Below are 18,589 nucleotides of genomic sequence, written 5' to 3'. Positions count from 1 at the left end.
GCACGGACGGGCGCGTGCGAGCGAGATCGACCTGGTGCAGTACCTGACGCTGTGCGGCAAGGACGTCGACTTCTTCGAGGAGTTCCGCCGCCGCTACCGGCACGCCTTCGACCTGTACTTCGTCCAGGTGCCCGACAACCTCCGGACCATCGCGATGGCGGAGTCGATGGCCACCAAGATCACCGCCTACGACGTGGTCACGATCCATGGCCTCGTGCAGACGGAGGCGTACGCGCGGGCACTGTTCGTGGAGACGGGGATCGAGAATCCCGAGGACATCGACAAGATGGTCCAGTTGCGCATCGAGCGACAGTCGATCATGCGGCGACACAATCGCCCGGAATGCGTGTTCTACCTGCACGAAATAGCGCTTCAGGTGCATCTCGGGGACGCACAGGATGTGTTGGAACAGTACCTGCGGCTCCTGCACCGGTCGCACGTCCTGCGGATCGTGCCCACTTCGGCCATGAAAGCCGCGGTCCAGCCGAAATGCACCCTCTTCGAGTTCGAGAAGGCGTCAGCGGTCGCCTACACCGAGAGCAGCCTTGCCAAGGTGTTCGCGCAAGACAAGGCCGCTGTCACCCGGAGTCGGGCGCTCTTCAAGCGGTTGGATGCAGTGGCCTTGGATGAGGAACAATCAAGGAGCATGCTGGCGGAGTACGTCAGCAAACTCCGAGGGGAATCCCATGGCTCACGAACGGACCTGGCGTAAGAGCAGCTACAGCAGCGGAACCGGCGACAGCGAATGCGTGGAAGTTTCGCTTGGGCACGACGCACTCGTGCGCGACTCCAAGAACCCCGGCGCGACCCTCGCCTTCTCGTCCCAGGCCTGGCAGGCGCTGGTCGCCGCCGTCACAGCTCCCAGCTGACGAACGCGCCGTCGCCGACCGACCCACCGGCCTTCTTGTAGGTGGCCTGCGCCGCCGTGTCGCCGGCGGCGGTGCCGGTCCACATCGCGTAGCAGCCGCGTTCGGCCGCCAGGGTGCGCAGCGCCTCGACCAGGGCGGTGCCGATGCCGCGGCGCAGGAACGCGTCGTCCACGCCCAGCTCGTAGAGGAACATCTCGGTGCCCTTGTCGGGGTGCGTCGTCTCGACCCCGGACACGAACCCCGCGGGCTGGTCGCCGACGTAGGCGATCAGCAGGTGGCTGTGGTCCTGCGCCAGGAACCGGGCGGTCGCGTCCGGCCGCGGCGGCGCGTCGAACAGGTGCGCGGCGGCGGACACGTCGTCTGGTGTGGCGGCGCGACGGATCTTCACCTGGCCAGGCTAGGTCAACTTGGCGGTAGGGGCCCGCAGGCGCGTCAGCGGTCCTCTTCGACGTGCGCGGGCAGCTTCCCGGCCTTGACCAGCTTCGTCAGGTCCTCGTGGTCGGCCTCGGTCTGGTCGGCGTAGTCGAACGCGTACTTCGCGAACGCCTCGTCCAGGTCGTTGCCGCCGCCGTTCTGGAAGTACCCGGCGAGCAGCCGCGGGTCCAGCGACCGGGTGTGCGCGCGGGCCAGCAGCGCGCCGGCGAACCGTCCGTAGTCGTCGAGGTCGTCGCGCTTGAGCGTGGTCGCGTCGATCTCGCCCTTGCGGTTGCGGAACTGCCGCACGATGAAGTGCCGGCCCTCGACCGTGGTCCAGCCCAGCAGGATGTCGGTCTCCGCCTGCACGAGCCGGGCGCCGTGCACGATCCGCTTGCCCTCGTGCTTGGCGGGGTCGACGTCCAGGAACGGCTGCAACGCCGACTGACGGGCCTCCTTGACCTGGAGCACCAGCGCCTCGGTTCCGTTGCCGTGCAACAGGACCAGGTAGTTGCGCAGGCCGACGCTGCCGGTGCCGACGACGCGGAACGCCACGTCCGAGACGCCGTAGCGCATGATCAGGTTGCGGCGGGACTCGCGCAGGGTGTCCACGTAGGACGGCAGCGCGCCGACCACCGCGTCCGCGGTCTTCTGGGTGACCTCGGTGAACGTCGGCGGGTTCGTGACGAACCGCCACTTCTCGCCGTCGTGCGCGGTCCACTTCGCGGCGAAGCGGGCGCTGGTGTTCCTGCGCGACTTCTCGGCGGCCTTGGAGAAGTCGTTGATCAGGTCGTCGGCCTTGACCTTCGACAGCGTCGACTCGTCGCCGAGCGCGGTCCACGAGTCCATGAACGGGATCTCGGCGAGGTGCCTGATCGTCTTGCGGTAGGCGTCGACGGCGTCCTCGGCGGCGTCGCGGCAGCCCTTGTCCGACACGCCGCCGACACGACCGGCCAGCACCAGCGACGTCACGAGCCGCTTGAGGTCCCACTCCCACGGGCCGGGCAGCGTCTCGTCGAAGTCGTTGATGTCCATGACGATCTGGCCCTCGGGCGTGCCGTACAGGCCGAAGTTCGCGGCGTGTGCATCACCGCACAACTGAGCGTGAAGTCCCGTCGCGCACCCGGCGGCGAGGTCGCCCGCCTGCAGGCCCGCCGAGCCGCGGAAGAACGCGAACGGGTTCTCGAGCATCCGGCCGATCCGCAACGGGACGAGGTGCTCCAGCCGGCCCTCGTTGCTGGCGCGCACGTACTCCAGCACGGACGGGCGCGCGTCGGCCAGCGACATCGCCCGGTGCGCCTTGAAGTCCACTTCGGACCGCAGCGCCTTGCCCTGCGAGTAGACCTCGTCCGGCTCCACCCAGCGACCCAGTGCCGCGGCGGCCTTCGCGCGAACCCGTTCACCCATATGAGTCATGATGCCTGCGGCGGACGAACCAGGAGGCCCATCCGCCGCATTTGTGACCTGCGCAGGCGTGGAAATCACCCCAAATCGGGACGAACGACCTCCGCAATCGCTTGCACGCCCAGGTCGATCTCGTCCCGCGTGATCACCAGCGGGGGAGCGACGCGCAACGTCGACGCGTGCGTCTCCTTGCACAGCACCCCGCGCACCGACAGCGCCTCGGAGGCGGCCCGGCCCACCGGACCGCCCGGCGCGATCTCGACACCGGCCCACAGCCCGCGCCCGCGCACCTCGGCGATGCCGTGACCGACGAGCTTGTTCAGTTCCGTGTGCAGGTGGTCGCCCATCTCACGTGAGCGCTCCTGGAACTCGCCGGTCTCCAGCAGCCGCACGACCGCCCGCCCAACGGCGCACGCGAGGGGGTTGCCGCCGAACGTCGACCCGTGCTCGCCGGGCTTCAGCACGCCCAGCACCGCCCGCGACCCGACCACCGCGGACACCGGCAGGATGCCGCCGCCGAGGGCCTTGCCGAGCGTGTAGAGGTCGGCGCGCACGCCCTCGTGGTCGAGCGCGAACAGCTCGCCGGTGCGGCCGAGGCCGGACTGGATCTCGTCGGCGATCATCAGCACGTTGTTCTCGTCGCACAGGCGGCGGACGCCCGCGAGGTACCCGGCGGGCGGCACGACGACGCCGGCCTCGCCCTGGATCGGCTCGATCAGCACGGCGGCGGTGCGCGGCGAGATCGCGGACTCGACCTCGTCCAGGGCGCCGTACTTGACGACCTTGAAGCCGGGCGTGAACGGGCCGAAGTCGTTGCGCGCGGTCTCGTCGGTCGAGAACGACACGATGGTCGTGGTGCGGCCGTGGAAGTTGGACCCGGCCACGATGATCTCGGCGGTGCCCTCCGGCACGCCCTTGACCCGGTAGGCCCACTTGCGGGCGACCTTGATCGCGGACTCGACGGCCTCGGCGCCGGAGTTCATCGCGAGCACCATCTCGGTGCCGGTCAGCGTCGCCAGCTCGCGGCAGAACAGGCCGAACTGGTCGTGGTGGAACGCGCGGCTGGTCAGCGTGACGCGGCCGAGCTGCTCGACGGCGGCGGCCACCAGGGCGGGGTGGCGGTGGCCGAAGTTGAGCGACGAGTAGCCGGACAGGAAGTCGAGGTAGCGGCGTCCCTCGACGTCGGTCACCCACGCCCCCTCGCCGTGCGAGAGCACCACCGGCAGCGGGTGGTAGTTGTGGGTGCTCCACTCCTCGTCTAGGGCGATGTAGTCAGCGCTGGTGGTGGCGTCGTGCTCAGCGATGGCGGTCATCCTCCAAGGCTAGGTGCGTCTACAAGCGATTTCAGCCGTCAAGCGTTGCGCAGAGCCGTAGTTCGTTGCGTAGATTCATTCTTCCGTGGCACTTCCTTGCACAGCGGGCGGAATCGGCGGTGAATCGCTACGGTCTGATGATGGCGAAGAAGTCGGTTCGTGACGCCCTCCGGCTCGACGAGGTGGACCTGTCCACCCTCGACCCCGCGGGCCGCCCGATCGGTCCCAAGAACAAGAAGGAGGCGGCTGACGACCTCGCCGCCACCGGGACCGAGCTCGACGGTCTGCAGGAGGCGCTGTACGCCGAGGGCACCCGGTCGGTGCTGCTGGTGCTGCAGGGCATGGACACCTCCGGCAAGGGCGGTGTGGTCAGCCACGTCGTCGGGCTGGTGAACCCGCAGGGCGTGCACATCGCGTCGTTCAAGAAGCCGACCGCCGCCGAGCTGCGGCACCACTACCTGTGGCGCATCCGCAAGGCGCTGCCCGAGAAGGGCCGCATCGGCGCGTTCGACCGCTCCCACTACGAGGACGTCCTCGTGCCCAAAGTAGAGCGCCTGATCACGGCCGCGGAGCTGCGCGGGCGTTACCGGGAGATCAACGCCTTCGAACGCGAGCTGACCGAATCCGGCACCACGCTGATCAAGTGCTTCCTGCACATCTCGCCCGAGGTCCAGAAGGAACGGCTGCTCGCCCGCCTCGACGACCCGCGCAAGAACTGGAAGTACAACCCGTCCGACATCGACGTCCGGTCGAAGTGGTCTAAGTACCAGGACGCCTACACGCAGGCGCTGCGCAACTGCTCGGACGTTCCCTGGTACGCCGTGCCGTCCGACCGCAAGTGGTACCGCAACTGGGCGATCAGCCGGCTGCTGCTCGAAACCCTGCGCGAGATGGACCCGAAGTTCCCGCCGCCCGCCTACGACCTGGAGGCCGAGAAGGCCCGGCTGGTGTCGAACGACCCGTTGCGCTAGGCGCAATCTTCGACGCCCCTGTTGCACCGCCGCAGTGGTCTGGTCCAGTGTTGATCGTGCCGCCGCCGACGAACTACCGGAGGTGCGGACGTGGGTGTGGACCGGCGACGTTTTCTCGGAGCCATGGGCGTGGGAGCTGGACTGCTGATGACCGGAGGAACCGCTGAGGCGGCACCTGCCACCAGAAGAGTGTTCTTCGGCGCGTACACGACGTGGAGCGGCGGGGCCAAGGGCATCGGAGTCGGCACGTACGACACCGCCACGGGCCAGCTGGCCCAGACCGGCGTCATCGCCGGCGTGGTCAACCCGTCGTTCGTGGTCGAGTCGCGCGACGGCCGGTTCCTGTACGCGGTCAACGAGAACTCGCAGGGCGAGGTCACGGCGATCGACGCGGCCACGCTGAAGGTGATCAACAAGCAGGCGACCGGCGGCGCCGACCCGTGCCACCTGACGCTCGACCCGTCCGGGAAGTTCCTGATCACCGCGGACTACTCGTCCGGCTCGCTGAGCGTCTTCGGAGTCAACACCGACGGCAGCCTCGGCGCACGGACGCAGAAGGTGCAGCACAAGGGCTCCGGGCCCGACCGGGACCGCCAGGCGGGCCCGCACGCCCACCACGTCGTGTTCGACCCGGCGGGGAAGTACGCGGCGGCGGTCGACCTGGGCGCCGACTCGGTGTTCTTCTACTCGTTCACCGGCCGGCTCCAGCTCGTCTCGACGGCGAAGCTCGCGCCCGGCGCCGGACCGCGGCACATCGCGTTCCACCCGAACGGCAGGACCGCGTACGTGGCGAACGAGCTGGACTCGACGATCGTGGCCTGCGCGTACGCCGACGGGAAGCTCACGCCGGGCCAGGTGCTCAAGACCGCGCCGCCCGCCACCGAGCGCAACTACCCGGCCGAGGTGCTCGTCTCCGCCGACGGCAAGTTCGTCTACCTGTCGAACCGCGGCCACGACAGCGTGGCGCAGTTCGCGGTCGACGGCGCAGGGCTGACCCTGGTCGGCACCACGCCGGTCGGCGGCAAGTACCCGCGGCACGTCGTGTTCGACCCGACCGGGTCGTTCCTTTTCGCGGCCAACCAGAACTCCAGCCTCGTCACTTCGTTCGCGGTCGACCGCTCCACGGGCAGGCTGACGCCGTCCGGGACGCCGTTGAAGACCGAGATCCCGGTCTGCGTGCTGCCCACACGACTGGGTTAACGCTCTTCTGGTCCTCTTGCGACAGTGGTACTCCGTGACTCATGGGATTCATGGCTGGAGTGCTCGCGGTCGCCCTGCTGGCGCCCGCGCCGATCGCCCCGGAGTACGTCGCACTCGGCGACTCCTACGCGTCCGGCGCGGGTGCCGGTTCGTACGTGGACGGCGCGTGCCGCCGCAGTGCGAACGCCTACCCGGCGTTGCGGGGCAAGGACTTCCCGTCGTTCCGGTTCGTGGCGTGCAGCGGGGCGACCACCCGGTCGCTGCGGCCGCAGCTGAGGGCGCTGACCCCGGCCACGACGCTGGTGACGATCACCATCGGCGGCAACGACCTCGGGTTCGCCGACGTGCTGACGACCTGCACGCTGAACGGCGACCGCGCGTGCGGCACCAGGGTGGCGCAGGCGCGGGAGTTCACCCGCTCCGAGCTGCCGGCGCGGCTCGACGCGACCTACGCGGCGATCCGCGGCGCCGCGCCGAGGGCCCAGCTCGTGGTGGTCGGGTACCCACGGCTGTTCACGCCGGACGACGGCTGCCGGGCGCTGTCCGCCGCCAAGCGGATGGCCCTGAACGACGCGGCCGACGAGCTGGCCGCGGTCGTCGCCGGGGCCGCCGAGAGGGCCCGCGCGCGGTTCGTGGACGCCAGGGAAGCGTTTGCGGACCACGGCGTGTGCGCCGCGGAGCCGTGGATGAACGGCCTCACCACCCCGGTCGGCGACTCCTACCACCCGAACAAGGCAGGTCAGGCGGCCTACGCCCGAATCCTGCTCGGCTTCCGGTAGCCGTTCGTGTGATCATGCGCGGGTGAGTCTTCTGAGGGAGGTCACGGCCACCCGGTACGTGACCCCGTTCCGCGAGGGCGGGTCGATGCCGGGCCTGGTCGAGGCCGACGACCTGGGCATGTACGTGGTGAAGTTCCGTGGCGCAGGGCAGGGCGTGAAGGTGCTGGTCGCCGAGGTCGTCGTCGGCGAGCTGGCGCGGCGGCTGGGCTTCCGCATCCCCGAGATCGTCCTGGTGCACCTCGACCCCGAGCTGGGGCGCGCGGAGCCCGACCAGGAGGTCCAGGAGCTGCTCAAGGCCAGCGGCGGCCTCAACCTCGGCCTCGACTACCTGCCCGGCTCGTTCGACTTCAACCCGGTCGTGCGCGATCCGGGCGTCGCACTGGCGACGGAGCTGCTGTGGTTCGATGCCCTCGTGCTGAACGTGGACCGCAGCTGGCGCAACCCGAACATGCTGCTGTGGCACCGCGAACCGTGGCTGATCGACCACGGCGCCTCGCTGTACTTCCACTACTCGTGGAGCGAGGACCGGCCCGCCACCAAGGACTTCCGGTTCGACCCGTCCGACCACGCGATGCTGCCCAACGCCGGCCCGCTGTCCGAAGTGGACGCCGCGATGGCCGCGAAGATCACGCCGGAGCTGCTCGACGAGGTGCTCGCGCTCGTTCCCGACGAGTGGCTCGAAGGCGACCCGGCCGAGCTGCGGCAGCGCTACAAGGACTTCTTCACCTACCGCCTCGCGCACCGCGGCTGGGTCGACTCGCTGGAGGCCGCGCGTGCCGCACGTGTTTGAGTACGCGCTGCTGCGGGCCGTGCCGCTGCAGGAACGCGGCGAGTTCATGAACGTCGGCGTCATCGTCTACTGCCGGGCGCTCGACTTCCTGTGCGCCAAGACCCATGTGGACGGCGACCGGCTGCGGGTGCTCGACCCGCGGCTCGACGTCGAGGTGCTCGAAAGCAGCCTGAAGCACCTCACCGACTCGTGCGACGGCAGCGCCGGCGCCGGGCCGGTCAGCGGGACGACCGTCGGGCAGCGGTTCCGGTGGCTCACGGCGCCGCGCAGCACCATCGTCCAGACCTCGCCCGCGCACACGGGTTTCACCGAGGACCCGTCGGCCGAGGTCAGGCGCCTCTTCGAAGCGTTGGTGCTGCCACCCCGGTAGGTTTCCTCGCAACCTGGACGGGCGACTCGCGTCCCTAGGTGCAAAGCGGAACTGAAGCGATCGGGGTTGGCGAACAATGAGCGCTGGGTATCACCACGGCTACCAGCAGCCGCGGCGGCCCATGCCGCCGCAGCGGCCGGTGCGGAAGAAGAGGCGTCCCGGACGCGTCATCCTGGTGCTGCTGCTCGTCCTGGTTCTGGGTGCCGTCGGGTTCGGGTTCTACGTCGACTCGACGCTGACCCGGATCAACGCGCTGCCGGACTACGAGGGCCGTCCCGCGGAGACGCCGGGCACCACGTGGCTGCTCGTCGGCTCGGACGCGCGGGAAGGCCTGACGCAGGAGCAGAAGGACGCGCTCGCCACCGGTGACGCGGCCGGTCGGCGCACCGACACCATCATGATGCTGCACCTGCCGGACAACAACGCCGCGAAGCCGGTGCTGCTGTCGATCCCGCGCGACTCCTACGTCGCGATCGAGGGCAACGGCCGCAACAAGGTCAACGCCGCGTACGCGTTCGGCGGTCCGCAGCTGCTCGTGAAGACCGTCGAGGGCGCGACGGGCGTGCGGATCGACCACTACATGGAGATCGGCTTCGGCGGGTTCTCCGACATGGTGGACGCGGTCGGCGGCGTCGACATCTGCCTCGACGAGCCCATCAAGGACCCGCTGGCCGGCATCGACCTGCCCGCGGGCTGCCAGGAGCTCGACGGGCCGCAGGCGCTCGGCTTCGTCAGGACGCGCGCGTTCGCGACCGCGGACCTGCAGCGCGTGCAGAACCAGCGGAAGTTCCTGTCGGCGTTGTTCGCCAAGGTCAAGAGCCCGGCCACGCTGGTCAACCCGTTCCGCGTCTTCCCGCTGATGAGCGCGGCGTCGGGCGCGGTGTCGGTCAACGACGACGACCACGTGTGGCACCTGGCGAGCGTCGCGCTCAACATGAGCGAGGCGACGAGCGGCACCGTGCCGGTCGGTTCCACGCCGACGGTGCCCGGTGCGGGCTCGGTCGTGCAGTGGAACAAGGAGAAGGCCTCGCAGCTCTTCGACCTGATCAGCAAGGACGAGCCGGTGCCCGCCGAGCTGATCGCCGTTCCGCAGTAACTACTCGGCGGGCTCGGGCGTGGGCTCCGAGCCGGTCAACCCGGCCTCCTGTGCGATCTCGTCGAGCTCGCGCAGGAGGTCGTCGTAAATGGGCGTTGTGGACATCGTGGGTCCCCCTCGGACTGACACAGACTGATCTTCCCCCGTTCAGGTGACGGGAGCTTACGCCCCTGTACCCAAACTTTTTCGCGCTATGCGCCGTTTGCGCTAAATGTTGGCTAAAGCCACCAGGTGACCAGGCGTTGTGTGGATCGGCCACATGTTGATCACGGCCCGTGACGCCTACCGTTTCCGGTCATGTCGAGTGTCACGGGTCACACCGCGCTGGTCACCGGAGCCGCGAGCGGCATCGGCCTGGCCTGCGCCCAGGCGCTGGCCTCCGAGGGCGCGAAGGTCCACCTGGTCGACCGCGATCCGCGGGTGCTGCCGCTCGCCGAGGAGCTCGGCGGGGTCGGGCACGTCCTCGACCTGACCGAACCGGTCGCGGCCCTGCCCGCCGAGATCGACGTCCTGGTCAACAACGCCGGCGTGCAGCACGTCGCGCCCATCCACGAGTTCCCCGCCGAGCGCTTCTCGGCGATGGTCGAGCTGATGCTGGGGGCGGCGTTCCGGCTCACCCGGCACGTCCTGCCGCACATGTACGACGCCGGCTGGGGCCGGTTGGTCCACATCTCCAGCGTGCACGGGCTGCGCGCGTCCGCGTTCAAGTCGGCCTACGTCGCCGCGAAGCACGGCCTGGAGGGGTTCTCCAAGGTCGCCGCCCTCGAAGGCGCGCCGTTCGGCGTCACGTCGAACTGCGTCGCGCCCGGCTACGTGCGGACCCCGTTGGTGGAGAAGCAGATCGCGGACCAGGCGCGCGTGCACGGCATCCCCGAGGACGACGTCTCGTCGGAGATCTTCCTCCACCGCAGCGCGGTCAAACGGCTGATCGAGCCCTCCGAGGTCGCCGACGCGGTGCTGTGGTTGTGCGACAACAGTTTTGTCACAGGTACGTCGTTGGCCGTCGACGGCGGCTGGACCGCTCAATGAGGAGTTGTCGATGATCAAAAAGGTGGTAGGCGCTTCGCTCATCGGGACGACCGTCGAGTGGTACGACTTCTTCCTCTACGGCTCGGCGGCCGCCCTGGTGTTCAACAAGCTGTTCTTCCCCACGGCGGACCCGCTGACCGGCACGCTGCTCGCGTTCACCACGTACGCGATCGGCTTCCTGGCCCGACCGTTGGGCGGTCTCGTGTTCGGCCACTTCGGCGACCGGCTGGGGCGCAAGAAGCTGCTCGTGCTGTCGCTGCTGCTGATGGGCGGCGCGACGATGCTGATGGGCGTGCTGCCGACGTACGCGTCGGTGGGCGTGCTGGCGCCGGTGCTGCTGACCGTGTTGCGGCTGGTGCAGGGGTTCGCGCTCGGCGGTGAGTGGGGCGGGGCCGTCCTGATCGTGTCGGAGCACGGCGACCCGGAGCGGCGCGGGTTCTGGGCGTCGTGGCCGCAGGCCGGTGTGCCGTGCGGCAACCTGCTGGCGACGGCGGTGCTCGCGGTGCTGGCGGCGGTGCAGTCGGACGCCGACTTCCTCGCGTGGGGCTGGCGGATCCCGTTCCTGCTCTCCGGTGTGCTCGTGGTGATCGGCCTGTGGATCCGGTTGTCGGTGTCGGAGTCGCCGGTCTTCCTCGCGGCGCAGGAAAAGCGGTCGAAGGAGCCTGTGCAGGAGAAGGCGCCCGCGCTGGAGCTGCTGAAGCACAACTGGCGCGAGGTGCTGATCGCGATGGGCGCGCGGTTCGCCGAGAACGTGTCCTACTACGTGATCACGGCGTTCATCCTCGTCTACGTCGTGACCGGGCTCGGGCTGTCGAAGTCTGTGGGGCTCAACGCGGTGCTGGTCGCGTCCGCCGTGCACCTCGTCACGATCCCGGTGTGGGGCCACCTCTCGGACAGGTTCGGGCGCAGGCCGGTCTACCTCGTCGGCACGGTCGGCATGGGCGTGTGGATCTTCGCGTTCTTCGCGCTGCTCGACACGAAGGACCCGGTGCTGATCACGCTCGCCACGACCGTCGGCCTGGTGTTGCACGGCGCGATGTACGGACCGCAGGCGGCGTTCTTCTCGGAGCTGTTCGGGACGCGGGTGCGCTACTCCGGCGCGTCGGTCGGCTACCAGCTGGCGTCGATCGCGGCCGGCGCGCTGGCTCCGTTGATCGCGACGGCGCTGCTGCAGGCGTACGGGTCGTCGGTGCCGATCGCGATCTACGTGGTGGTCACCTGCGTGATCACGCTCGTGTCCGTCCTGTTCGCGCGCGAGACCCGTGGTGCGGACCTGGAGGAACGTGACAGGGTTGGGGTGTGACACGACGGCGTGAGGCCGAACTGGCGGCGTTGTTCGAGACCGCGTCCGAGCTCGCGGGCATGCGCGACCCGGACGCGGTTCTCCGCTCGATCGTGCGCAGGGCGCGGACGCTGCTCGGGACGGACGTCTCGTACCTGTCGATGAACGACCCGGCCGGCACCTACATGAGGGTGACGGACGGGTCGTTCTCGCCGTTGTTCCAGAAGGTCCGGCTCGGTCTCGGCGAAGGACTGGGTGGCCTGGTCGCGCAGACCGCGCGGCCGTACGCGAGCTCCGACTACTTCGCCGACGCCCGCTTCAACCACACCACGCCGATCGACTCGGCGGTGCGCGACGAGGGCCTGACCGCGATCCTGGGCGTGCCGCTGAAGCTCGACTCGAAGGTCATCGGCGTGCTGTACGCGGCCGACCGGACCCCGCGCGAGTTCCCGCCGGAGGAAGTGGCGCTGTTGCAGTCGCTGGCCGACCACGCGGCCATCGCGATCGACACGGCGTCGTTGTTCGCGACGATCCAGTCGCACAACGAGGCCATGAAACGGGCCGAGGAAGCCCACGACCGGCTCACGGACCTGGTGCTGCGCGGCGGTTCCTCGGCCGAGGTCGCCGCCGCGGTGGGGGAGCTGCTCGGCGGAACGGTCGAGGTGCTGGACACCGTGCCCTCCCCGGCGGTGCGGGCCAACGGGCGTGCGGTGCTGGTGGGCCAGGTGTGGGTGTGCGCGGTGCTCGCGGGGTCCGAGCTGCTGGGCGGGATCACGTTCTCCGGCCGTCCCGACCTCTCCGACGCGGACCGGCGGCTGTTCGAGCGGTCGGCGGCGGTGACGGCGTTGTTGTTGCTGTTGCGGCGTACCGTGGCCGAGGCGGAGAACAAGGTCCGCGGTGAGCTGATCACCGACGTCCTCGACGGCAGGGACGCCGCCGGACTGCTGGCGCGGGCCCGCCGGGTGGGGGTCGAGCTGACCGATCCGCACGTCGTGCTGGTGGCGGACGGCAACCTGTCCGGTGCCACGCACTACGCATCAGTCCACAGAGGACTCGCAGGCTCGCGCGGGCGTGATGTCGTCCTGGCGTTGCCGTCGTCGTCCACCGGCGTGATGCGCGACGTGGCGAAGGCGCTGGACGCGACCGTGGGCGCGTGCGGGCCGGTCGCGGGCCCGGTGGCCATCGCGGCGGCGTTCGAGGAGGCACGGCGGTGCCTGAAGGCGTTGAAGCAGCTGGGGCGGGAGAAGGACGCGGCGACGCTCGACGACCTGGGGTTCGTCGGCGTGCTGCTGGGCGACCGCGCCGACGTGTCCGGCTACGTGCGGTCGGTGCTCGGGCCGGTGCTCGACTACGACGCCGAACGCGGCACGGAACTGGTGCACACGCTGGAGGTCTACTTCCGCTGCGGCGCGAACCTCAGCCGTGCCAAAGCGGAGCTGCACCTCCACGTCAACACGGTCACGCAACGGCTCGACCGGGTCTCGTCGTTGCTCGGCGCCGACTGGCAGACGCCGGACCGCGTGCTGGAGGTGCAGCTCGCCCTGCGCCTACTCCGCTTGCAGGGATGACACGGCGTCGCCCGCCACGGGGTACTGCGCGACCAGTTCACCGAAGATCAGCGCCACCAGGGACTCATGTCCCGCTTGAACTCCGACGTGCACCCGAGGTCCTTCAGCCTGTCCTCGGCCGTCGGGTCACCGGGCTCCCTTGATCAGGTCGGCGGCGCGCTCTCCGATCATGAGGACCGTGACCATCGGGTTCACCGTCGGCATGGTCGGGAACACCGACGCGTCGACGACCCGCAGGCCCTCCAGCCCGACGACCTTGAGGTCACCGTCCACGACGGACCCGATCGCGCACGTGCCGGCCGGGTGGTAGACGGTGTGCGCGGCCCTGCGGCCGTACTCGGACAGCGCCTCGTCGCTCGTGACGTCCGGGCCGGGCGCGATCTCCCGCTTGAGCCACGACTTCAGCGGTTCCTGCTCGGCGATCTTCCGCGCGATCCTGAAGCCGTCGACGAGGGTCTGCTCGTCGTAGCCGTCCGGGTTGGTGAAGTACCCGAAGTCCAGCGCCGGCTTCTCGTTGGGATCGCCCGACTTCAGCCACATCCGGCCCTTGCTGTGCGGCCGCGGGATGTTCGGCGTCATGCAGACCCCGTGCTCCACCTTCGGGTAGCCGAGGCGTTCCGTGTTGGTGGTGAAGGGGATCTGGTAGAAGTGGAACATCAGGTCCGGCCTGGGGTCGGAGGAGTCGCGCCGGATGAACAGACCCGCGTCGGAGTCCATCACCGAGTTCTCCGGCAGCGGCTTCGTGGTCTCCCACACGATCACCGACTCGGGGTGGTCGAGCAGGTTCTCGCCGACGCCGGGCAGGTGGTGCTTCGGCTCGATGCCGATGTTGCGCAGGTGCGCGGAGTCGCCGACGCCCGACAGCATCATCAGCCGCGGGGTGTCGATGGCGCCCGCGCAGAGCAGGACTTCCTTGTTCGCCTCGACGTAGCCCTTGTCGGTGTGCACGCCGATCGCCTCGGTGCCGTCGAACTCGATCTTGCTCGCCCAGGTGTGCAGCAGCAGCGTCAGGTTCCGGCGGCTGCCGAGGATCTCGTGCAGGTAGGCGGTCGACGCCGACGAGCGCTGGTTGTTCTTCTCCGGGTGGTAGGCGATGGAGAAGAAACCGGTGCCGTCCTCGAACGGCTCCGCGTTGAAGTCGCCGACCTCGGGGACGCCGGTGGCCTCCTGAGCGGCCGCCACGAAGTCCTTCGCGATCGGGTTCCTGTCCTTCTCCGCCACCGGGATGATGTTGAGCTGGACCTTGTCGTAGTACGGGCCGAGCGCGTCCCACGTCCAGCCGTGACCCCAGTCGTCGAAGTCTTGCGGCAGCGGGGTGAAGCAGATCAGCGTGTTGTGGCTGGAGCACCCGCCGAGCACCTTCGCGCGGCTGTGCCGGATGTGCGAGTTGCCGCGGGGCTGCTCGACGGTCGGGTAGTCGTAGTCGTACTCGGTCTCGAGCAGGTTGATCCAGTTGCGCAGGTTGAGGATCTTCTCGTCGCCGACGTCGGACGGACCGCCCTCGATGACCGCGACCGTGACGGACGGGTCCTCGGTGAGCCGCGCGGCGAGGACGCACCCCGCTGTTCCGCCTCCGACGATGACGTAGTCGTAAGCGGTCACTTCGAGTCCCTTCGCGCGAACCAGTTCTGGGCCTGCGGCTTGAGGTTCTGGTACACGTGCTTGGGCTCGGTGTACTCGTGCAGGCCCGCGGTGCCGAGCTCGCGGCCGACACCGGAGCGCTTGAAGCCGCCCCACTCCGCCTGCGGCAGGTACGGGCCGAACTCGTTGATCCAGACCGTGCCGTGCCGGAGCTTCTTCGCGACGCGCTGCGCCTTGTCGAGGTCCTGGCTCCAGACGCCGCCCGCGAGGCCGTAGTCGGTGTCGTTGCCCAGCGCGACGGCCTCCTCCTCGGACTCGAAGCGCTCGGCGGTGATGATCGGGCCGAACGTCTCGTCCTGGACGAGCCGCATGTCCCGGCGGCAGTCCGCGTAGACGGTGGGGCGGAAGAAGAAACCGTCCTGGAGCTCGGTTTCCTGCGGGCGCCGGCCGCCCGCCTTGAGCGTGGCGCCCTCCTGCTTCGCGAGCTCGACGTAGCTCTCGACCTTGGCGCGGTGCTCCTCGCTGACCAGCGGGCCCGACTCGGTGTCCTCGTCGAGACCGTTGCCCAGCTTGATCTTCTCCGCCCTGCGGGCGACCTCGGTGACGAAGTCGTCGTAGACGCTGGAGTGCACGAGCAGCCGCGTGCCCGACGAGCAGACCTGGCCGGCGTGGAAGAACGCGGCCGTCAGCGCGTAGTCGACCGCGGTGTCGAGGTCGGCGTCCGCGAAGACGATGTTCGGGTTCTTGCCACCCAGTTCGAGCGCGACCTTCTTCACCGTCTTCGCCGCCGACGCCATGATCCGCTGACCGGTGGCGAGGCTGCCGGTGAACGAGACGAGGTCGACGTCCGGGTGTTCGCTCAGCGGCGCGCCGACCTCGGGGCCGGTGCCGAGGACGAGGTTCGCGACGCCGTCCGGCAGCCCGGCCTCCTGCAGCAGCTCGAAGAGCTTGATCGTGGTCAGCGGCGTGATCTCGCTGGGCTTCGCGACGAGCGTGTTGCCCGCGAGCAGGGCCGGCGCGATCTTCCAGGAGATCTGCAGCAGCGGGTAGTTCCAGGGCGCGATCAGGCCGCAGACGCCGACGGGCTCGTAGTCGACGCGGCTGATGACGTCCGCCGGCGCGCCCTGGACGATCTTCGGGTGCAGCAGCCCGGCGAGGTTGCCGTAGTAGCGGAACACGGACACGACGTCGTCCACGTCGATGCGGCTCTCGACCAGCGTCTTGCCGGTGTCGAGCGTCTCGGTGCGGGCGATGTCCTCCTTGTCGCGCTCCAGCAGGTCCGCGACGCGGTTCAGCACGGCGGCGCGGTGCTCGGGGGCGGAGTGCTGCCAGTCGCCGTGGTCGAAGGCGGTTCTGGCCTTGCCGATGGCGGTGATCGCCTGGTCGCGGGTGTGGTCCTCGACCTCGGTGAGAACACTGCGGTCGTAGGGGTTGATGATCTGCCGCACCGGCGACACGGGCGCCTCCCTGTTCATCCGTCCACGAAGGACATCGGGGTGTAGCCGGTCGCCGGTGGGTTTCAAACCGTGACGACCGTCTCTACCTCAGGTTTCTCCGCAGCCGCGTGAACAGCCGCGCGTTGCTCATCGCCACGATCCCGACGACGTCCTCGCCGTTCTCGCCGTCCCGGTACGTCGCGACGAACTTCCTGTCCTCGATGGACCCGTCTTCGACGCGAACGTCACGCGTGGATCGGCCGATGAACTGAATCCGTGACCCGTACTGGTCAGACCAGACATAACCGCCGTGCGTGTGCGTGGCGACCGTCTCACCCGCGAGCAGGTTGCGGGTGGCGATCTGCGCCTGCTCGGTCGCGGACGTCCAGTGCTCGGCGCGCACGCCCGCGCAGTTCGCTACGTCGCCGACGGCCACGATGTTCCTCACCGCCGTCACGCCGCCCGCGTCGCACACGACGCCGTTGTCGACCTGGACGGGTCCACCTGCCAGCCAGTCCGTGGCCGGACGCATGCCGATGCCGGCGACGACGACGTCCGCGTCGACCTTGCGTCCATCAGCCAGGTTGATTCCGCCGTCGACATTGATCGAGTCAACGTTGACTCCGGTCATCAACGTTGATCCGTGGTCGCCGTGCAGCAGTCCCACCGCGGCGCCCATCTCGGCACCCAGCACCCGCATGAGCGGCGCCGGCAACGCCTCGACGACGGTGACGTCCTTGCCCAGCGCACGCGCGCTCGACGCGATCTCCGCACCGATGAACCCGGCGCCGATGACACCGACGCTCTGCGCGTGGGCGAACGCCTCGCGGAGCTTGACGGCGTCGTCGAGCGTGCGCAGCACGTGCGCGCCGGGAATCGTGCGCGGGACGCCACCCGTCGCGATGACGACGCCGTCGGCCGCGACCGTCGTGCCGTCGCTGAGCGCGATCTCCTGGGTGGAGAGCAACCCACTGGCCTGCACGCCGAGCCGCCACTCGGCGTCGAGCGCGTCGAGGTCCTCCTGGTCCGCGAGCGGCACCGCCTCCACCTTGCCGAGGAGGAAGTCCTTCGAGAGAGGAGGCCGGTCATAGGGCAGATGGACTTCGTCGCCGACGATGACCAGCCGTCCGTCGAACCCCTGCTGGCGCAGTGCCTGCGCCGACCTCAAACCGGCGAGTGATGCACCGATGATCGCGATCGTCCTCACGCCACGTCCTTGTTCACCTCGACATCGACATAGACCTCTCCATCCTCCACGCGGACGGGATAGGTCCTCACCGGTCGTTTGGCGGGCAGACACGTGGGCTCGCCCGTGCGAAGGTCGAAGCTCGCCGCGTGCAGCGGGCACTCGACGAAACAGCCCTCCAGCCAGCCCTCGCTGAGCGAGGCGTCCTGGTGGGTGCAGGTGTCGTCGACCGCGTACAGGACACCGTCGGCGTTGAACACGGCGATCGGCGCATGGGGACCGACGACGCGGACCGCCTCGCCGGGGGGCAGGTCCTCGAGAGCGCAGGCGCGGATCATCGTCGGCCTCCGTTGCGTGAAACGGCACACGTTCCGAATGACGCAACACAATGTGGGGCTCGCGCGACGCGCCGTCAAGAGGTCGACCGGCTTGTTTTACCTGCCGGATACTGTTGCGCGATGAGCAACTCCGAGTCGGCAGCTCAGGTGCAGTCCGTCGACAGGGCCATCAGCGTGCTGGAGCTCCTCGCCCAGGGCGAGGCCGGCATCACCGAGATCGCGGGTGAGCTGGGCGTGCACAAGTCGACGGTGTCCAGACTCGTCTCCGTGCTGGAGTCGCGCGGCCTGGTGGAGCAGCTCGGGGAACGCGGCAAGTACGCCATCGGCTTCGGCGTGGTCCGGCTGGCCGGCGCCGCCACCGGGCGGATGGACCTGACCAAGCTGGGACAGCCGGTCTGCCAGGCGCTCGCCGACTCGTTCGGCGAGACCGTCAACATCGCCGTGCACGACGCCGGGGTGGCCATCAACATCACGCAGGCCCGCGGGTCGGCCGCGGTGTCCGCGGTGAACTGGATCGGGCAGCGGACGCCTCTGCACGCCACTTCCTCCGGCAAGGTGCTGCTCGCTCATCTCGCTGCTGATGAGCGGAAGCGGTTGGCTTCCTTGCCGCTCGATTCGTACACGGCCAACACCGTGGTGGATGGTGGGCGGTTGCTGGCCGAGTTGGAGGATGTCGCTCGGCGGGGTTATGCGGCCTGTTTTGAGGAGTTGGAGCTCGGGTTGCACGCCGTGGCCGTTCCGGTGCGGGGGCATCGGGGGGAGGTTGTTGCGGCTATGAGTGCTTCCGGGCCTTCTTATCGGTTGTCCCGGGAACGGGTGGGGGAGATCGTTCCGGTCATGGTTGTGGCGGCTGGGGAGTTGTCGGCTCAGCTGGGGTACTTCGCTGGGTGAGGGTGGGGCGTCTGGGGTTCCGGCGTGGTTGCGTTGGGGCGAGTTGGGTTCCTGTTCCAGCGTGGTCGTGCA

Annotated in this window: 19 protein-coding genes; 12 read left to right on the top strand and 7 right to left on the bottom strand. The window is 69.2% G+C overall.

The window, feature by feature from the left end; genetic code table 11:
- Both VF330_RS37150 and VF330_RS37145 read left to right on the top strand, forming a co-directional pair.
- A partial coding sequence (locus VF330_RS37150; RefSeq protein WP_330856427.1) for a DUF5753 domain-containing protein occupies positions 1–712 on the top strand: 712 nt, incomplete at its 5' end.
- A 37-nt stretch (positions 713–749) separates the two neighbouring features.
- Positions 750–869: a DUF397 domain-containing protein gene (locus tag VF330_RS37145; protein WP_330856426.1), complete on the top strand. Its 120-nt coding sequence runs from the start codon at positions 750–752 to the stop codon at positions 867–869.
- Here VF330_RS37145 and VF330_RS37140 read toward each other — a convergent pair.
- The 3 genes from VF330_RS37140 to rocD all read right to left on the bottom strand — a co-directional run bounded on the left by VF330_RS37140 (position 853) and on the right by rocD (position 4,000).
- Positions 853–1,257 carry a GNAT family N-acetyltransferase gene (locus VF330_RS37140; RefSeq protein WP_330856425.1) on the bottom strand — a complete coding sequence of 135 codons (405 nt, stop codon included), beginning with the start codon at positions 1,255–1,257 and terminating at the stop codon, positions 853–855. The two genes, VF330_RS37145 and VF330_RS37140, sit on opposite strands and share 17 nt — an antisense overlap.
- A 44-nt stretch (positions 1,258–1,301) precedes the next feature.
- Positions 1,302–2,690, bottom strand: coding sequence for a DUF2252 domain-containing protein (locus VF330_RS37135; RefSeq protein WP_330856424.1), 1,389 nt, complete (start codon positions 2,688–2,690; stop codon positions 1,302–1,304).
- Between the two features lie 74 nt (positions 2,691–2,764).
- A complete protein-coding gene (rocD, locus tag VF330_RS37130) occupies positions 2,765–4,000 on the bottom strand; it encodes an ornithine--oxo-acid transaminase (RefSeq protein WP_330856423.1) in 1,236 nt (411 codons plus the stop codon).
- Positions 4,001–4,140: 140 nt separating this feature from the next.
- On the opposite strand from rocD, the gene VF330_RS37125 reads away from it, so the two are divergent.
- The 9 genes from VF330_RS37125 (at position 4,141) to VF330_RS37085 (ending at position 13,085) form a co-directional block, all read left to right on the top strand.
- Entirely contained in the window at positions 4,141–4,971 is an 831-nt protein-coding gene (locus VF330_RS37125) for a PPK2 family polyphosphate kinase (RefSeq protein ID WP_330856422.1), read from the top strand.
- A gap of 147 nt (positions 4,972–5,118) precedes the next feature.
- On the top strand, positions 5,119–6,171 hold the full coding sequence (locus tag VF330_RS37120) for a lactonase family protein (RefSeq protein WP_330856421.1): 1,053 nt from the start codon (positions 5,119–5,121) through the stop codon (positions 6,169–6,171).
- 50 nt (positions 6,172–6,221) lie between these two features.
- On the top strand, positions 6,222–6,950 hold the full coding sequence (locus tag VF330_RS37115; RefSeq protein ID WP_330856420.1) for an SGNH/GDSL hydrolase family protein: 729 nt from the start codon (positions 6,222–6,224) through the stop codon (positions 6,948–6,950).
- A gap of 22 nt (positions 6,951–6,972) precedes the next feature.
- Entirely contained in the window at positions 6,973–7,740 is a 768-nt protein-coding gene (locus VF330_RS37110; protein WP_330856419.1) for a HipA family kinase, read from the top strand.
- Positions 7,724–8,110 (top strand): DUF3037 domain-containing protein, encoded by a 387-nt coding sequence (locus VF330_RS37105; RefSeq protein WP_330856418.1) that lies wholly within the window; start codon positions 7,724–7,726, stop codon positions 8,108–8,110. Before VF330_RS37110 ends, VF330_RS37105 begins: the two co-directional genes overlap by 17 nt.
- Before the next feature lie 76 nt (positions 8,111–8,186).
- On the top strand, positions 8,187–9,206 hold the full coding sequence (locus VF330_RS37100; RefSeq protein ID WP_330856417.1) for an LCP family protein: 1,020 nt from the start codon (positions 8,187–8,189) through the stop codon (positions 9,204–9,206).
- 297 nt (positions 9,207–9,503) lie between these two features.
- Positions 9,504–10,235, top strand: coding sequence for a 3-hydroxybutyrate dehydrogenase (locus VF330_RS37095; RefSeq protein ID WP_330856416.1), 732 nt, complete (start codon positions 9,504–9,506; stop codon positions 10,233–10,235).
- A 10-nt stretch (positions 10,236–10,245) separates the two neighbouring features.
- Complete coding sequence (locus VF330_RS37090; RefSeq protein ID WP_330856415.1) at positions 10,246–11,538, top strand: MFS transporter; 1,293 nt, start codon at positions 10,246–10,248, stop codon at positions 11,536–11,538.
- Entirely contained in the window at positions 11,535–13,085 is a 1,551-nt protein-coding gene (locus VF330_RS37085; RefSeq protein WP_330856414.1) for a helix-turn-helix domain-containing protein, read from the top strand. Before VF330_RS37090 ends, VF330_RS37085 begins: the two co-directional genes overlap by 4 nt.
- A 126-nt stretch (positions 13,086–13,211) precedes the next feature.
- On the opposite strand, the gene VF330_RS37080 is transcribed toward VF330_RS37085, so the two are convergent.
- The 4 genes from VF330_RS37080 to VF330_RS37065 form a co-directional block, all read right to left on the bottom strand.
- Positions 13,212–14,687 carry a GMC family oxidoreductase gene (locus tag VF330_RS37080; RefSeq protein WP_330856413.1) on the bottom strand — a complete coding sequence of 492 codons (1,476 nt, stop codon included), beginning with the start codon at positions 14,685–14,687 and terminating at the stop codon, positions 13,212–13,214.
- A complete protein-coding gene (locus tag VF330_RS37075; protein ID WP_330856412.1) occupies positions 14,684–16,141 on the bottom strand; it encodes an aldehyde dehydrogenase family protein in 1,458 nt (485 codons plus the stop codon). The genes VF330_RS37080 and VF330_RS37075 overlap by 4 nt, the downstream gene beginning before the upstream one ends.
- A 64-nt stretch (positions 16,142–16,205) precedes the next feature.
- A complete protein-coding gene (locus VF330_RS37070; protein ID WP_330856411.1) occupies positions 16,206–17,309 on the bottom strand; it encodes an NAD(P)/FAD-dependent oxidoreductase in 1,104 nt (367 codons plus the stop codon).
- Entirely contained in the window at positions 17,306–17,626 is a 321-nt protein-coding gene (locus VF330_RS37065) for a bifunctional 3-phenylpropionate/cinnamic acid dioxygenase ferredoxin subunit (RefSeq protein ID WP_330856410.1), read from the bottom strand. The genes VF330_RS37070 and VF330_RS37065 overlap by 4 nt, the downstream gene beginning before the upstream one ends.
- Before the next feature lie 120 nt (positions 17,627–17,746).
- Here VF330_RS37065 and VF330_RS37060 point away from each other — a divergent pair, with 120 nt between their 5' ends.
- Entirely contained in the window at positions 17,747–18,517 is a 771-nt protein-coding gene (locus VF330_RS37060) for an IclR family transcriptional regulator (protein WP_330856409.1), read from the top strand.
- Positions 18,518–18,589: the final 72 nt, after the last annotated feature.

This window comes from Lentzea sp. (assembly GCF_036380075.1).
Classification (GTDB): domain Bacteria; phylum Actinomycetota; class Actinomycetes; order Mycobacteriales; family Pseudonocardiaceae; genus Lentzea.
Note: the sequence above shows the minus strand (reverse complement) of the source record. Positions and strands in the feature narration are given on the sequence as shown.

Excerpts from the sequence above, each read along its gene's own strand:
- rocD (WP_330856423.1), bottom strand. The coding sequence starts at position 4,000 with ATGACCGCCATCGCTGAGCACGACGCCACCACCAGCGCTGACTACATC.
- VF330_RS37135 (WP_330856424.1), bottom strand. The coding sequence starts at position 2,690 with ATGGGTGAACGGGTTCGCGCGAAGGCCGCCGCGGCACTGGGTCGCTGG.
- VF330_RS37100 (WP_330856417.1), top strand. The coding sequence starts at position 8,187 with ATGAGCGCTGGGTATCACCACGGCTACCAGCAGCCGCGGCGGCCCATG.
- VF330_RS37065 (WP_330856410.1), bottom strand. The coding sequence starts at position 17,626 with ATGATCCGCGCCTGCGCTCTCGAGGACCTGCCCCCCGGCGAGGCGGTC.
- VF330_RS37115 (WP_330856420.1), top strand. The coding sequence starts at position 6,222 with ATGGCTGGAGTGCTCGCGGTCGCCCTGCTGGCGCCCGCGCCGATCGCC.
- VF330_RS37060 (WP_330856409.1), top strand. The coding sequence starts at position 17,747 with ATGAGCAACTCCGAGTCGGCAGCTCAGGTGCAGTCCGTCGACAGGGCC.
- VF330_RS37095 (WP_330856416.1), top strand. The coding sequence starts at position 9,504 with ATGTCGAGTGTCACGGGTCACACCGCGCTGGTCACCGGAGCCGCGAGC.
- VF330_RS37120 (WP_330856421.1), top strand. The coding sequence starts at position 5,119 with ATGACCGGAGGAACCGCTGAGGCGGCACCTGCCACCAGAAGAGTGTTC.
- VF330_RS37075 (WP_330856412.1), bottom strand. The coding sequence starts at position 16,141 with ATGAACAGGGAGGCGCCCGTGTCGCCGGTGCGGCAGATCATCAACCCC.
- VF330_RS37125 (WP_330856422.1), top strand. The coding sequence starts at position 4,141 with ATGGCGAAGAAGTCGGTTCGTGACGCCCTCCGGCTCGACGAGGTGGAC.
- VF330_RS37090 (WP_330856415.1), top strand. The coding sequence starts at position 10,246 with ATGATCAAAAAGGTGGTAGGCGCTTCGCTCATCGGGACGACCGTCGAG.